The following is a 15704-nucleotide window of genomic DNA, read 5'->3' as shown; positions in this document are numbered from 1 at the left end:
ATCTGTGTCATTTCAGTATCATTAAGAAAACAGGAATGACACATGACCAAAGACTTCGATTTAGAACAAGCCATTAAAGCCCTTCAGTCAGGGCAAGATCTGACAGGCAAAGATGGCTTCTTAACCCCTCTTATCAAACAGATCACCGAAGCTGCCTTAAAAGCAGAGCTGGAACAGCACCTTGTAGATGACGAGCAGCCTAACCGTAAAAATGGTTCTAGTAAGAAAACCGTTAAGTCTTCAGTGGGCACTTTCGAACTGGATACCCCGCGTGACCGTGCAGGCTCATTTGAGCCAAAGCTAGTTAAGAAAAACCAGACTAAGTTAACTGATGAGATCGACCGCAAGATCTTATCCATGTTTTCGCTTGGCATGAGCTATCGTGATATCCGCGGCCATGTTGAAGATATGTATGGCATTGACGTTTCTGAGGCTACCATCACAGGCGTTACCGACTGTTTGATACCCGAATTGAAAGAATGGCAGCAACGACCATTAGATGCGCTCTATCCGTTCGTCTGGCTTGATGCTATCCACTACAAAATTAAGGAAGATGGCCGCTATGTCAGCAAAGCAGTGTACACGATCTTAGGCTTAAACGTCGAAGGTAAGAAGGAGCTGCTTGGCCTGTACCTATCTGAGTCAGAAGGCGCGAACTACTGGCTATCTGTACTAACGGATCTGCATAACCGTGGCGTTGAAGATATCCTGATCGCCTGCGTGGATGGGCTGACAGGCTTCCCTGAAGCTATTGCAACCATTTACCCAAATACAGAAGTTCAGCAATGCGTTATTCACCAGATCCGCAACTCTATGAAGTACGTCGCTTCCAAGCATCAAAAGGAGTTCATGGCTGATCTAAAACCAGTTTACCGCGCTGTGAGCAAAGAAGCAGCAGAGATAGAACTTGAGCGTTTAGAGTCCAAATGGGGGCAACATTACCCGATAGTGCTCCGTTCTTGGCGAAACAAATGGGCAAACCTGTCCGTTTATTTTAAGTATCCAGAGTACGTTCGCAAGGCCATCTATACCACGAACGCTATCGAGGCTGTACATCGCCAGTTCCGTAAGCTGACCAAGACTAAAGGCGGCTTCCCAAACGAAAACAGCTTGCTTAAGCTACTGTATGCTGGGATATTGAATGCTTCTAAGAAATGGACAATGCCAATTCAGAACTGGAATATGACATTGTCTCAACTGGCGATTCACTTTGATGGGCGCTTGGATGATGTCTTAGATATCTAGCCAAAATTAGCTGACACAGAATTCTGAACGCCCTCTTTACCGCCGTGGGTATCGCAGTTGCTAGAGCTTGATGAACCGCCAAATTGACTTTGCTGCGAGTATAAAAATGCGAACTGCCCAGTACTTTGGTGTTTGTTTGCGTAACTAAGTCGGTAATTTGCCCATTTACTGAAGTTTGCGTTGCCATGGTATCTATCCTTTAAAACTCTGAATTAACAGTGTAGTTCACGTGTTTGGGCTTAGCGCTTACAGGGGATTACAAGAGGTTATTCCTAATTTGCAATCACACTTATTCTCTCAAAATAGATCACTTAGTTAAGCTAATTGGTATTAGAGAAAAGCTGTAATTACTCACCTGACTTAATGCGATAAAAACCAGAAGAATTGTACATTGCTCAACCTCAAAGCTTTTGTGCTTGTATTATTTTGTCAGGTAAGCTTGACATAAGATGTACTCTAAAAGTAAGGTAAACATTACATATTGTAATGACCTTTTGTCATTGCTTGCTTTTTAGTTCAACAAAAATGGGGTTAAGGTATGACGTTACATTCTCAACGGGAAAATAAATTCACTAAATATTTTATGATCAGTATGCTCGCTTTTTTACTATGTATTGGTGTGCAAGTTGCTGCATTTGAGTTCTTTAGGATGGCAACTTGGTTGCAGGTTGTGGTGACACTATTGCCTGTTATTCCCTTGCTTTGGAGTTTTAAAATCTTTCTAACAAGGTACAAAGCGCTTGATGAATATTTAAAATCGCTCACAGGTGAAGCATTTTTGTGGGTGCTAGGCGTATTATGCTTTGCAACTTTCACATATGGAATGCTTGCGATGAAGTTTGAATTGCCCACGTTTAACATTGCGTTGATCTTGCCTGTTGCGTTTGGTGCACATGGCCTTGTACTTGAAATATTACTGCGTAAAGACAATGAAAAATAAAATAAAAGTACTTAGAGCTGAACAGGGGTGGTCGCAGCAAGTTTTGGCTGACAAGCTTGGGGTATCGCGACAAGCTGTAAACGCAATAGAAAGAGAAAAGCATGACCCTTCATTACAGTTAGCGTTTGATATTGCTAATGCGTTTAACTTAAACATTGAGGATGTGTTTTTCCCTGAGGCAAAGTAAAGCAGTATGTTCGTGAACAAACTGCATACCTAGTCAGATGGCGCTTCGCTTATCAAACCTACAAGCAATGCATGACGAAAGCCTGCAGTAGGTTGGAAAAGCCGTAGGCGCCTTCCAACAGAATCGAAATACAGGTTGCTTAGTCACGAAGCGACGAAAAAGGCTTTGCATCAACAAAGCCTTATTGAATGAACCAATTAGAAGCGGTAAGTGATATTTGCGCCTGCTTGAAACTGGCTCAATGAATCGTTGTCGAAATGCCAGCCACAGGTGTCTACCGTTCCAGGGTCATTGTCACAGCTCACCGCTGATTTGTTTTTTACGATGGTTGCCACCCATCTTAACTCAGTGCCAACGCTAAAACCTGCACCCAACTGGTAATCAAGACCTGCGAACAAGCCCGTTGCAAAAAACGTATCTTCATCCACAAAGTTTGTGGTAATGCGGTTAGCACCCAGTTGTGCACCCACATAGGTGTAAAGGTTATCTGTGATGGGGCGGTAAACCGCACTTTGAAATAACAATAGCTCTGAATCTACTTTGTGTTGTGGGCTGTTCTCTAACTCGCTTTCAAAGTAACTGTAGTAAATACCGTACTTCGCGCCATCAATATGCTTATCGATACTCACCGCGAAGTTGATATCATCGGCTAGCTCGTGTTTTTGACCCTTGCTGGTAGTGAGTTTTTGGCTATAAGTTTGCCCTGCATAAGCTGTGATGCCGATATCCGCGAAGCTTGAAGCTGAGAAAAGCGCGGTACCTAATGCAACCACTGAAAATAATTTGTTCATGTGACTTCCTTTTTATGCGACCTCAACAGTAGACCGCTACAAATGATGATTAATTAGCGCAATTCTACAGTAAATACTAGATATATAAACCTTGTTGGTCATAAAAAGGCATATGTGAATGGTTTGTTTATTTACAATAAAATTTAATTGCAAAGTGGGTAAGCCTTAAATTTGAGCCAATATATTTGAAAGTCACAAGAGATGTTTATTTCTAGATGAAATATAATCGAGTCTCTCGTATTAAATCTTGTAAGCTATACGAATAGTTTCCTTTTTGCTTTATGAAAACCAAAGTATGCTTTTAGCTCAGATAATTTTCCAAGTTTAAATACCCACTTTAACTCGAGCCATCTTGTTTGAGCTAGGCTTAGCTGTGTGTTGCTGGTCTGAATTTCGTTCTGACACTTCCATAGATTGTATGTTTCAACAAAATTATTTGGCAATTGCATTGAATGACTGAGGTGATGCATCATATCTTCTGACATAATGAAATTAACGCTTGTTCTGTGTGGCAGTTTTCTTCCCACATCTCTTAAATCGATATCGAAGAATAATGCGTTGGTGCCTAAGAGTGTAGTTAAGGTTTGACCTTTTTCATTTATCAGAGCCAACGGACTCCATTGAATAAACTCGTAAAATAGTTCTAGTTGATTAAGCTTAACATGTGTATAAAATTTATTTTCTACATCTTCTCGTTGTAACATTAGTGTAAAATGGATGAGTTCGGCAGGGAGATCTTCACAAGTGTACAAATCTAAATATTCTAATTGGAGCAGGGCATTGGGTATATTAGCCAATAGCCATTGTTTGATAGTCTTAGGCTGATTACGTATTTTAGGGTGGAATGTGAAACTGACACCAAACCTACTCTGATCCATAGGGGCAATGTTATCCCATTCTAGCCAGATACTGTCTAATTTGTTTCTAAAAGGATGTGCTGGTTGTGTCCAAGAGTCGATAATGTCTATTAGCCAAAAATGGCTGGATTGCAGCCCATTTGAAATTAAAAACTCTTTTAATTTTAAAGCATCTAGACGATCCACTCTTGCCAAAAAGTCTATTTGATCATTGCCAAATATACGGGATTCAAAGTAGAAGGTACTATTGAAAGTTCCCGCGATGTTTTGCACCTTAGAAAATGATGCAGCTACTGAGTTTGCAAAAAGACTACCTAGGTTTTCTAATTGTGTTTTATTAAGCAACCGCATCAATTTTCTACCTTACCAAGTAATCGGGTTATCTAAAAGTTGAACTTCTGCAGCTTTCAACAGTTCAGTAAGTTGTGCTTTATCAAACTCGCCACCAATAGGCATATCTTGCAACATGCTCTGAAGCTCTTCAGGCATGAACGGACAGTAGTCTTCAATATATTTGTTTAGCCCGACCTCAGTCATTTTATCTATGCCACCATTAACATACATTTCATAAAGAGATGCTAAGTACGAGTATTTCTCTTCCATTTCTTGCTTTTTGATTTCTTGGCTGCTCATTATTTGTTTCCTTTTTGCTTGGTTTGTAATTTTGCGTCGTATAACGACCATATAAAATCTGATGCTGGTGTATGTCCAGTCAGAGAGTCTTTAGTAAATTGAGAATCTTGCCCATACCAGCCTCTATCTAAAAATAAAATATCGGGGCAATTATCATCGCCAGAAGATTTTTGTAAACATTGTGATTTTTTATCTGGGCCTAGTTGGTAACTATTAGCGTAAGAACACTTGTTTCTTTTAACTAAATTAAAAATTTCTGCTTGCTGACTGTCTCCGATGCGCTCAATGTTTGCATCAGCAACACTGTCACAATTTTTGTTATTTGATGTACTAATGTTTGCCCAAATTACAGCTTTGGAATGACAACTCATACAGCTACTATCGGCTTGGCGATCCCATTCAATTATTTCATTCGCTAGAATTTTTCCTCTAGGCTTAGCAACGGACTGGCTGAACTTTTTATCTGAGAAGGGAACTACTTCATTAGATTTGTTTGCTGCAAATCCATACGCATTAAGTGGACGTTGAACGCCGACTAATTGATAATATTGGCTAACACTTTTGGCCTTAGCGGCATTATCTTGGCGTTTTTGATTGTATTCAATAATTGGCTTTGCAATGGGAGTGACGCGAGCAAGCTGAGTTTTTCTTTTTCCATCTACTATTTGAGGACACATATTGACTGGGCACTGGTCTGCTGAGCAGTCAGGGTTCGTAAAGGATGGATTTTCACCGTCAAGATTATTGATATGACTAAATGTGGTCCAAACCCAGTAATTGTTGGCAGATGCTAACTTAGCTGCCAAATGAAACGCAACCAGTCCATATTTTTTACTATTTTTAGGATTATTCCAAACAAAGTACTGTTGCTCTTTATCTGATGGTGTTAGCAGTTTCCAAGCTAGCTTAATGGATAAAGGGCCATTTGACTTATCAGTTTGCCAATTTTTTATATAGAGTGTTCTATTACTCTTTGTATAGAGTTCAAATTGATCTGTAGCAGATTTAAGCGCATTCTTGTTCTTGTCGAAAGAATAATTGCTTGTGGCTATGTCGTTAAGGTAAGCAGTTAGTACAACTTGATTTCCAGCTTGATCCCATAAAGGGTTATGTGGCTTGGGAAGCGCTATATTGGCATCAACGCTAGCTTGTTGATGCCAAGTTGGTTCCAAAAAGTCCGAAAAACTATTAGCAGAATAGTTAGTACATTTTTGGGGGACGTATGTTTCTTGTTCTTCCCAATTTGCATTGTCTGGAAAATTGTTTTCTTTGAGTAATGCTTCAAAGGCATCCCATGCGAAAGAGTGATAAAGCTTGTCAATGTCAGTTTGGCGTTCAGGGTAATTAGCATCAATAAAACTACAAAATTTAAAGTTCCTTTGATTTGGCAATGCGTGGGTAATAACATCATCTGTTGGACAAATTACGTCGTAAATCTGAGCTGTGTCTTGAGCGAACGTTAAATTTGATATGAGTGATGCAGTTACAAAAAGCGAAGTCCTTAGCATGATGGCTGATTTTCCCGTAAGAAGGTGTTGATATATTTTACATCACTAGCGTGCAGTGATTCGTTAAATTTTTGATTTATAATATTTAATTTCTTTTCACAACCGATTAGGTTACAGATTCGAAGGCTGGTGTATAGGTAGAACGGCGCATGAATTGGTAGGCCTAACATTGCTTCAAGCCGACTTTCTATAACTTCCACCCCTTGCACAGAAGGGGATTTAAATGCCTCAGCGCACGCTAGATTCAGTAAGTTGAATAATTCGTAAAATTTGAAGCCATAACGAGCCGATAAACTAGCTCCTAGTTCACTGTGTGTAAGACACTGTTCGAGATGCTTTTCGTTACCCGAAGATACAAAGCAAAATAAGCTTAAAAGCCCTAACTGGCCGTGAAAACTCGATATTACATCAGGCGTGGATCGCATTTCAGATTCTTTTAGCACATTATTCATAAAGTCATAAGCTTGTGGAATATTTCCACTAAGGCAGAGCGCGAAACTAGCAAATGAGCGACATACTAAAACAGAGTCATGGCCAAATTTTTGCGTGTCTAAGGCTCCATTTTTGTGCTCTATTTCATCAGCCATTGCTGCAATATTGATTACCGCTTCATATTCTCCTGAGATGAATTTAATTTGTGCTTGACACTCTAAGTAAATGAGCTGATAGATTGGGTCATCGTTGACATTTAACGTATTAATTTGGTTAGAATATTGCCCTGCTAGTTTTAATTCAGCTCTAGCGTAATGGTACATGAAAGCATTTTTAGACATCCTCATCGCTAATTCAAGGTCATCTATTGTATTGACTAAGTGAAGGCACTCATTGAAATATTGAGCCGTTGCAGGGTCATTCCACCCCTTTAATAGTATTTCACATAATCCAATCTGGTTATAAATATTGAATTTATCCCACACCATGTCATTTTTATTATTATCAAGCTTCACGATAGATAGTGCTTTATTATACAAGTTGTGCGCTTGCAGCTTTCCATGTGGCAATTTAAAGCTTAAATTTCCTGCTTGAGAAAATAACTCAACCGCGTTTTTCAGTTTGTCAGCTAATTCAGCAAACTGAGCGAGCCGAATTGTTCGAGTTAAGTCTTCATTTGAATCGTTTAGGGTGATTAGGTGATCATATATCTTTGATGCATAGTCATGTATCTTTTCCGCATCCATACTCTCATACGCTGCATCTCTCACCAGCGCGTGTTTAAAGATGTAACTGTCGTTATCAACGCGTCTTTGGTGGATGATTAGGTCGTTGTCCATCAATTCTTTTAGGTCGTTTTGAACTTGGTTTTCACTTAAAGGTGATGCGGCAACGAGTAGGTCGTATTCAAATTCGCGGCCGATGGTGGCGGCGAGTTGGGCGGTTTCTTTGGCGTATTGTAGGCTGTCGAGTTTTTGTTGCAGTGACTCGCGTAGGCTGGTTGGTACTTGGTCGAGTTTGTCTGGGTTTACAAAGTCGATAATGTTAGCGCTGTCAGCAACAAGCCCTTTTTGTTTTAGCATGCCAACAAGCTCTTCAATAAACAGCGGTATACCGTCTGTGCGGCTAACTAAAACATCAAGTACGTTACGAGAAACGTTGTGGCCATCGAACAGCTTTACTATAAAGTCTTCGGTGGCTTGCTCGGTGAGCTTTTGCAGGTTGATTTCAAGCAGCGTTAAGTCGTGCAGTTGGCTTGGCACCTTTTGACGTGAGGTGCTTAGTAATACGTTTCCTTGTGTGAGTTTGTGCGCAAAATGATGCAAAAACTCAAGTGTTGAGCTATCTGCCCAGTGAATATCTTCCACAATATAGAGTTTGTGATCGCTTAGGCTATGCTGGTCAGTTAACAGTAAGGCACTTAAGCTTTCAAATAACAGCTCTTTTTGTGCATCGGGCGCAAGTGCTGACGGTTGTAGCTTGTCACCTAGCTCTATGTTTAACCAAACAAGCAAAATTGGCAGTGCTTGGTCGATGTTAAGCTGTGCATTTTGCTTTTCTAGTAATTTGCTGAAAAGCGCTGAAGCTGAGTCAACATCTAAACTGGGTGTGTTATACAAATAACGGATCAGCGTTAAAATGGGGTAGAGCGCGTTGTTTTGGTGCTCAGGCAAACATTGTGCCACTAAGTGCTGATATTGCGGTGCATTGGCTCTTATTTCTTGCAGTAGTCGTGATTTACCAATACCGGCTTCACCATGAATATGGGCAATACGGGTTTGCTCATTCTGTTCGTTAATAATGGAAAGTGTTTGCTCAAGCTCGGTATGTCGGCCAATGAGTTCATGATGATTTCGAGTGCCCCGCATAAAGCCAAATGCTTCAACACGGCGCTCACCCAATAAGTTAAAAATAGTAACAGGTTCGAAAATCGGCCCTAACTGCACTTGCCCGTAGGTATTGAATTCTGAATAGGCATCTAAAATTGAGCGAGACTCAAAGGTACATAAAATTTGTTTTTCGCCCGCTTCACGAGATAGGGCAATAGCAATATTGGCATTATGCCCCTCAGGCACTGAATTGGCATAGGTGATAAACACGCCCGTGTGCATGCCTACATGTGCATTAATTGCAACATTGTGCGCTTCTTGCATTAATGCATTGCGTTTGGCTAATTCTCCCACCATTTCAAGCGCTGTACGCGCGCACAAGCGTGTGTCGTTGTCACTGGCGATAGGGTAGCCGAAATAAAATAAACAGGTATCGGCTAAGTTACCCACGTGGTACGCACCATAACGGGTGGCAATATCAATGAGGTGGTTGCGCTGTGACTTATAAACTGCGTCGATAACATCGTAGTCTTTGTCGTTGTTATTGAGTGCTTTTACACTAAACCTAACCGCTAAAACGGTCAGTTGCTTTCGCTCAGTGAGCGCAGTGTATTCAACAATGGCGCGATGGTTTGGATCATCATCACGGATCATGACTGTGGTGTCATCAAAACCATGTTTGGCGCTGGCGTCGGCCAGTACACCCACTAAATTAGAGACGTTGATGTTAGCGAGTTCCGAATAAACTTCTGCACCCGTCACCACGCGCTCGGTGGCATTTTTATGCAGCACTCGGCGTAATAATTCGGCAATTGGGTGGCCAAGTAACGCACTTGGAATTGGAATATGTACGTCACTCAATTGTTTATGATAAATCGAGGCAATACTATTACCCGTTACCGCAGGTAGGCCGGTTAAACACTCTAGATACACCAAACCCCAAACATATAAATCAGATTTCGCAGACGCAGGTTCACCGCGCAATTGCTCCGGCGCACTGTACGATGGCGTACCTAAAGTTTCTTGGGTGAGCGTGAGTGTTTGATAGTCTACCGCGCGGGTATCTTGAGCCAGTGTGCCAATACCAAAGTCTAAAATCTTGGCGTAGGTTTTAGCGCCCATTTTGGTGAGCATGATGTTTGCAGGTTTGATATCGCGGTGAATGATGCCTTTGCTATGGGCATGAATGAGCGCATCAAGCACTTGCAGCATCACATCAGTAGCTGTTACTGAGTCTAGCGCATGTTCCGTAGTGAGATGTTCACGCAGGGTAACACCTTCAACAAATTCAAATACGCCATACAGAATATCGTCGTTAACTTGGCCTCTATCGAGCAAGCGCACAATATGCGGGTGTTGTAACTGGCTGCTAAGTTCAGTTTCACGCTTAAAGCGTTCAATATAGCGTTGTTTTTTTTGTTCTTCGCAATGGGGTTCTAATGCCAAAAACTTAATAGCAACCAATTGGTTAGTGTTTTTGTGCTTTGCTTTAAAAACTTTACCAAACCCACCTTCACCTATTTTGTGAATGAGTTCATAGTGTTCAGAGTTAAAGCTTTTAGTGATAAATTCATCTGAAAACTGAGTGAGCGACATAGCCAGATTGTTCCAATCGTTATTCTTGTAACCAGTTCCTTTTAATAACTTCCTAGTTACATTTCAATTTTATTTTTTATTTTTAAAGACAAGCAATTTCGCTCTTCCGTGCGCTTGCCATTAACATTGATATTAACATCAACGCCAGATTATAGCCTACCTTATCGGGTACACTTTAGGGAACTTAAATTATTTTTTTATTAAATTTGGGGACGGCAAGTTAAAAATACTTGCCGTGGGGGAGAGAAGATTACTTCAGTTTGATATGAATGTTTTCGATTGTGCTGTTGGTTTTTGCGTATGCACGGCTACCCGATGCATAACGACCATCTACGGTGCCGTAGCGTTTACGCTCAAATTCAAACTTAACGGTACAGTTGTAATTGCTATTCAGTTCTTCATTTTTGAACAATCCAATGACTTCAAAGTCGACTGACTTTTGCCCGTCATCTGCAATGTCACTGTACGTGTAGGCACTGGTTATCTCTTTGTCACCCAGTTTACAAGAACTCAATAGTTGAATATTTAGTGATTGATTGCCTGAAATTTTCAGCGCTTTGGCCCAGTTCACTTCAACAATTTCATCCACTGAGAATGTTTGCTCTTTTTGCGGTGCCAACGTCATGATTGGCTCAGGTAATGTAACCGTACTTGTAAGTGTTACGTTGTCTTTTGCGCGGTAGAGCTTGATTTCATACAGGGTGTCAACCTGGTAGTATGGAAAAGTCGCACGGTAGTCGATATCAAAAAAGTCGACGTCCTTCTCCATATCTTTGATCATATTGCTTGAATCGGTGTCAGTCGCCGTGACTGTTAGTTTATCGCCCGATACTAGATTGAGGTTGTTACCGTTACGACCACTTACGTTTAATTCCGCGATAACACGACTGTCATTGCCGTCTGACGTCACATAAATATCTGACCAAATGGCTTCTGTTTTAACCGCATCAGAATTTGTTGTTTCTGATGAACAAGCACTGGCGAGCATACAGCACAGTGTTACTGCTCCTAATTTAAATTGTTGCATGCGACATGCGTCCTTTAGATATATAAAAAAGATGGACGAATTTTACGCGTACCGATCAAGGATTAGTAGGTGATATAACAATTAAAAACAATTTTGCACAGGTGTTAACAAGGTGTTTTTTTAATCAACAGATAGAGTTATTTGGTTGGGTTTTATTAAACAGTTTATTTCGCTTAAATACTTATTCAGCGTATATAGCGCTAGGTTGAGTTGTTCTTGATTTAAACTTTCTTGTGTGCAAAAAAGTTGCACGGTCAACGTTGAAGCCAGTTTTTTGATAGAGGCTTTATGACTGAGGAATTTGAGTTGCGGCAGCTGAGTTTTTAACTCTTCGCAGGCATGTGTAAGCTGCGTGATCAGCTGTTTTTCGATTCGTTTTTCTGTTTTAGTCATTGTTTGCTTGCTGCGTAAATCCAACACGTTTTACCAGAAGCTAAATGGGCTTGAACACGCACATAGTCATCTACTTCGTAGTTATCGGCTTGTGTTAGTTCATCATCAGTCAAGAAAAACACCGTTCCGTCAACACGATCACTGGCAACACCTGTATGCAATAGAATAGGGTGTATATCTTTACCACTACTGGCGATAACTTTTGGATCTGTGATAGTCACTTCGCCCAATATATATCCGACTAGCGTGTCTTTTTCACCTTCTAATTTACGCCCAAAAGTGTCTAACTGCACTTGGGTTTGTTGCAAGGTACCGTACGAAAAAAGCGCTTCCATAATATTGCCAACTAATTAGTGAGTGGGCAAACTACCAAAAAACAGTTATATATTCAAATCATTAAATGTTTTCTGGGCGGCCCACATCGGGTTTGCTGTAATCGCATACTCCGCTTGGGAATATGCGTTTTAAATCATTAATATGCTCTGTTGATATCTTGTCACCATAAAGCCCTCTTTGTACTGCGGTTTCAATGTCCATTAAGGCGCATTTAAATAAGTCGCCAGCCCAAGGTGCCCCAGCTTCTATGCGGCTGGTGCTATACATAGGAAAACGGGATTGGCATGCACCGTCTTTATGGCGATTCCATTGGCCATTGAATACGCTTGGACCCATCGCATAAACGCTGCCATCTTCGTTGAAACAGGTGTCTAATAACTCACTGGGTTTAGCTGCTAAAATGCCCTGAGGTGTATGCTCTTTGATGTTGAGCAGCCATTTATCCATCATGGCAAAGGCCTGTGCTGTTGGGTCGTGATCTTTATGCGCAACCCAAATAATATGATTTTGACTGTGTCCATTGGCTTTTTCTATGCGTAAACGACTATAAAACGACGCCGACATATGGTGCATATCCAGCTCATTTTCGAGGTAGTGACGCGCATCAATGATAGGCAAATTGACTTTACCAATGAATACTTGGCCTGAGCGATACGCCGCTTCCATGGCTTTTAAATCGCCTTGATGTCGAGGTGCTGCCATTTGTTCGGTTTCTGTGATGTTGTCGCTGCCCCACAAAGAGAGCCAAAGAGGGAGCTGAGTGCCGATGGGTGTTACAATATGTTCTTGGTGCATGTCGCTTTGGTCTTTCCATGCGCCAATATGCGAGTTAATGTCTAAAAACTCGTCAAACGAGATCTGGTCGTTTAACAGTGCATGCAAGCCATATTGAACCCCTACGTTGTCCCACGTACTTCTACCAAAGCCCAGCTCATCCTTTCCAAAAATGTGCTGCATGTCTTGCCAATAACTCCAATTGGTTTGTTCAACGACGGACTCGGCAAAAAAGCTACGTAAAAAGCCTTGTCGCGGGTTATTGATAAACGCAGATAAGCCAAAATAACCATTTATACATTCACTATTTCCTTTGGGAAATGAAGGCACAAACCCGGCCATGAGCTGATTAATTGGCTGTAAAAAACCAGCTCGCTGTGGGAAGTCGTTAATGGCATTCATACCCTCTATGAGCCTGCGGCGCTCCCAGTCTCGCCACGCTTTTTTGTTGTCGGCTCTAAACGTGAAGTAATTATTGAGTAAGTCACAATCCAATGCGTACGTGGTTTGGGTGATCATATCTGGATAGCTATAAAGCGGGATCAAGCCATCCAGTATTCCTGTGCTGTTTTGTGCAATTAAATACTGTGCCAAACCGCCACCAGAGCCACCAATACCGACGGTGTAAAGCGGGTCGCCATATAAACTGGTAAACTGCTTTTTGACGCGTCGAGCCGTATCTTCCGCCAAAAGCATGTTATAGGTGTAACTAGTTTTGTTGCCACTTGAACTGATCACCGCGTAGCCATCAAGCAGTTGTTGTGCTTGACGTTTCATCACCTTCCAAGCGGTTTGTCTACCTTGGCGATAACCAATACCTGACCCCCCATTAAATTGATAAATCAGGCGCTTATTCCATTGTGATTGCGCCAGTCGGTCGTCGATTTCTGAAGGGAGAATAGGCATGATCAAGGTGTAGATAAAACGGTTAATGGTGCCTCTTTCTACCCTAAATAATGGGCCCTCGTGGGTTAAAGCCTGTTGCCTTGTGAGTGGTTCTGGGCGATCTAAGTCGGTAATGGTGTAGTACTCGAGCTGCGTTTTTACGCCACAATCTTTTGAGTATCCAATCACGTTACCTTGCTCGTCAGTAACGGGCACACCCAAACCTTGTTGGTTATCTACTTCAGGCTGACCTAGGCCCGAGTCGAGTGTCATGCAAAAAAATGGGTATTGATTTGGGCCTGAATATAAGTTGGTTGCAGGCCCTATTTCTCCCATTGGAACTGGGAAAGGGTAGGTTTCGTCAGGACGTTCAACTTGTGAAATGTGGGGATGAAAGTCGAGTAATGTATTGGGCGTTGCAGGAGCAATCGCTTTAACTTGCCTGTGCTGATATTCATCAGGAAAGAGCAGTGGCCAAGCAATTGATATAGCAAGAGTAAATGCTATAAAACAAGCAACAAACAATACAAGGTACTTTTTCATACATCACCTACCACATTACACCTGTTACTTTAAGTTTAGGGCAGCAAAAATAAGGGCGTTGTTATTACTTTGTGAAATGCCGGTAAGCTAATGAGGTAAGGAAAAATTTAATAGCTGGGCTCACTCAAAACTGCCAGTGAAGAGAAAAGCAAAGCAACATCTGTGATGGTTTGTTTACTTTTGTGGTGAATAAGTTGCCAGTTTTAGTGTCGCAGCTCATCAACCACCACTTGATTACGTCCCGCTCTTTTGGCTTTGTAAAGTGCATTGTCGGCGCGCTGTAACACCTGCTCGTAATGGCGGTCGGCCTTGTTGATTGCCGTTACGCCAACACTCACACCTAACGTTACATCAAGTGATGTGAGGTTCAGCAATGCCAGTGCGGTTTGCGCTTCTGCCCTTAATCGCTCTGCAGTATGTTTGGCTTGTTCAATGGTAATGTGGGGCAAAACCACAATAAACTCGTCGCCACCAAAACGACAGGGGATATCCGTTTGTCGCAACGCGCTTCTGCATAACTGAGCCACAGTGATAATTGCTTGGTCGCCCGTTTGATGGCCTGCACTGTCATTGATCGCTTTGAGGTGGTCAAGATCAAACATAAACAACGACACATCAACGTGATGGCGTTTAAAGGCACTAAATTGATTGTTGAGTTCGCGCTCCAACCTTCTGCGGTTGTACAAGCCTGTAAGCTGATCGGTATCACTTTGCTCCATCAGTTTTAATTCTAATTGATGGCGCTCTGAAATATTACTGGCAACCCAAAGTACCACATCTTCGCCGTCAATTTTAAAATCGAGCGCTTGTACTCGTGCTTCAAACCAGATGGGCTGTGAAGGACCTTCGTCAGGTAAGCTTTTTACGTCTTTATTGCTCAATTCATATTCTTTTATGAGTAGGGCTTTAGTTTCGAGGGCGTGAGAAATGGTACTTAGAAACCAATTGGCTTTTTCGGGTTTTACAACATCTGCGATATTAAGACCTATTAAGCCGCTCCCATCATGATAGTATCGGGTGTCTTTGCCACCGAATATGTCGATGTATTTTCCGCTGCGGGATATAAGAAAAGCGGGATCCGGTAGCGCTGCAAGTACAGCTGATAAATGCTTCGCGTCGATCATTACATTCTTTACTCATACTGCAATCAATGAATATTTTTAAACATATACTAAAACTGAAAAATTACCTGTGAGATGACGCGATTATGTGGTCAAAATGTATATTTTGCATGGAGTAGGTACGATGCTAAGCATCGTACCTTAATACTTATTATTCAGATAATTTCAAAAATAGTTCATCAAAGTAGCTGTCGTTATCTGCACCATGATTGCGCTTACCTGTTAAGGTAAATTCAATAAAAGCGGTGTTCGCAGGCAACGTTAACTGGCTTGATACGGCTTGCCACTGAGCATTTTGATGTGACAAAGTGTCGCTTTGTGAAATTTGCGCACCGTTTTCATCTAGAAGTAACAACTGGATGGAGTGTCGTTACCGCTGTTACGCAGCATACCACCAAACGTTACCACAACATTCCCTTCACTAATTTTACTCATGCTTTGCACATTCACTTTTTGCGATACGCTGGTAAGTGCGGTTTCATCCTGGCACACGCCACCGAACACAATAGTTTTGGTTGGCTTGTAAGCTTTCTAACAGGGTTGTTTACAATGCGAGGAAGCAATGGGAAAATGGGTACATGTTACAGTCCTCTGTATTAGTACTTAC

14 protein-coding genes are annotated in these 15704 nt (G+C 41.6%); 3 read left to right on the top strand and 11 right to left on the bottom strand.

The genetic code is table 11. The features are described from left to right. The first annotated feature begins 42 nt into the window (after positions 1-42). From AC5FX4_RS20565 to AC5FX4_RS20555, 3 genes are all read left to right on the top strand, one after another. Positions 43-1245: an IS256 family transposase gene (locus tag AC5FX4_RS20565; protein ID WP_493604693.1), complete on the top strand. Its 1203-nt coding sequence runs from the start codon at positions 43-45 to the stop codon at positions 1243-1245. Between the two features lie 538 nt (positions 1246-1783). Continuing rightward, positions 1784-2185, top strand: coding sequence for a hypothetical protein (locus AC5FX4_RS20560; RefSeq protein ID WP_493608283.1), 402 nt, complete (start codon positions 1784-1786; stop codon positions 2183-2185). Further along, positions 2175-2372, top strand: a complete 198-nt coding sequence (locus AC5FX4_RS20555; protein ID WP_493608282.1) for a helix-turn-helix transcriptional regulator — start codon at positions 2175-2177, stop codon at positions 2370-2372. Before AC5FX4_RS20560 ends, AC5FX4_RS20555 begins: the two co-directional genes overlap by 11 nt. 197 nt (positions 2373-2569) lie before the next feature. Here AC5FX4_RS20555 and AC5FX4_RS20550 read toward each other — a convergent pair whose 3' ends face one another. The 11 genes from AC5FX4_RS20550 to AC5FX4_RS20500 all read right to left on the bottom strand — a co-directional run bounded on the left by AC5FX4_RS20550 (position 2570) and on the right by AC5FX4_RS20500 (position 15404). Continuing rightward, a complete protein-coding gene (locus AC5FX4_RS20550) occupies positions 2570-3163 on the bottom strand; it encodes a hypothetical protein (protein WP_493608281.1) in 594 nt (197 codons plus the stop codon). Positions 3164-3417: 254 nt separating this feature from the next. Further along, on the bottom strand, positions 3418-4371 hold the full coding sequence (locus tag AC5FX4_RS20545) for a hypothetical protein (RefSeq protein WP_493608280.1): 954 nt from the start codon (positions 4369-4371) through the stop codon (positions 3418-3420). 12 nt (positions 4372-4383) lie between these two features. Further along, a complete protein-coding gene (locus AC5FX4_RS20540; RefSeq protein ID WP_493608279.1) occupies positions 4384-4653 on the bottom strand; it encodes a hypothetical protein in 270 nt (89 codons plus the stop codon). Next, on the bottom strand, positions 4653-6161 hold the full coding sequence (locus AC5FX4_RS20535) for a hypothetical protein (protein ID WP_493608278.1): 1509 nt from the start codon (positions 6159-6161) through the stop codon (positions 4653-4655). Before AC5FX4_RS20535 ends, AC5FX4_RS20540 begins: the two co-directional genes overlap by 1 nt. Beyond that, on the bottom strand, positions 6155-10018 hold the full coding sequence (locus tag AC5FX4_RS20530; protein WP_493608277.1) for a TOMM system kinase/cyclase fusion protein: 3864 nt from the start codon (positions 10016-10018) through the stop codon (positions 6155-6157). Before AC5FX4_RS20530 ends, AC5FX4_RS20535 begins: the two co-directional genes overlap by 7 nt. 250 nt (positions 10019-10268) lie before the next feature. After that, positions 10269-11045 carry a hypothetical protein gene (locus tag AC5FX4_RS20525; RefSeq protein ID WP_493608276.1) on the bottom strand — a complete coding sequence of 259 codons (777 nt, stop codon included), beginning with the start codon at positions 11043-11045 and terminating at the stop codon, positions 10269-10271. A gap of 120 nt (positions 11046-11165) precedes the next feature. Next, complete coding sequence (locus tag AC5FX4_RS20520) at positions 11166-11438, bottom strand: hypothetical protein (protein ID WP_493608275.1); 273 nt, start codon at positions 11436-11438, stop codon at positions 11166-11168. Further along, positions 11435-11773 carry a gamma-glutamylcyclotransferase family protein gene (locus tag AC5FX4_RS20515; RefSeq protein ID WP_493608274.1) on the bottom strand — a complete coding sequence of 113 codons (339 nt, stop codon included), beginning with the start codon at positions 11771-11773 and terminating at the stop codon, positions 11435-11437. The genes AC5FX4_RS20520 and AC5FX4_RS20515 overlap by 4 nt, the downstream gene beginning before the upstream one ends. Positions 11774-11834: 61 nt before the next feature. Continuing rightward, on the bottom strand, positions 11835-13976 hold the full coding sequence (locus AC5FX4_RS20510; RefSeq protein WP_493608273.1) for a DUF6351 family protein: 2142 nt from the start codon (positions 13974-13976) through the stop codon (positions 11835-11837). Between the two features lie 203 nt (positions 13977-14179). Continuing rightward, positions 14180-15100 (bottom strand): GGDEF domain-containing protein, encoded by a 921-nt coding sequence (locus AC5FX4_RS20505; protein ID WP_493608272.1) that lies wholly within the window; start codon positions 15098-15100, stop codon positions 14180-14182. Positions 15101-15248: 148 nt separating this feature from the next. Continuing rightward, positions 15249-15404: a hypothetical protein gene (locus AC5FX4_RS20500; protein WP_493608271.1), complete on the bottom strand. Its 156-nt coding sequence runs from the start codon at positions 15402-15404 to the stop codon at positions 15249-15251. Between the last annotated feature and the right edge of the window lie 300 nt (positions 15405-15704).

The sequence above is a fragment of the Pseudoalteromonas sp. ATL1 genome (assembly GCF_058933015.1).
Note: the sequence above shows the minus strand (reverse complement) of the source record. Positions and strands in the feature narration are given on the sequence as shown.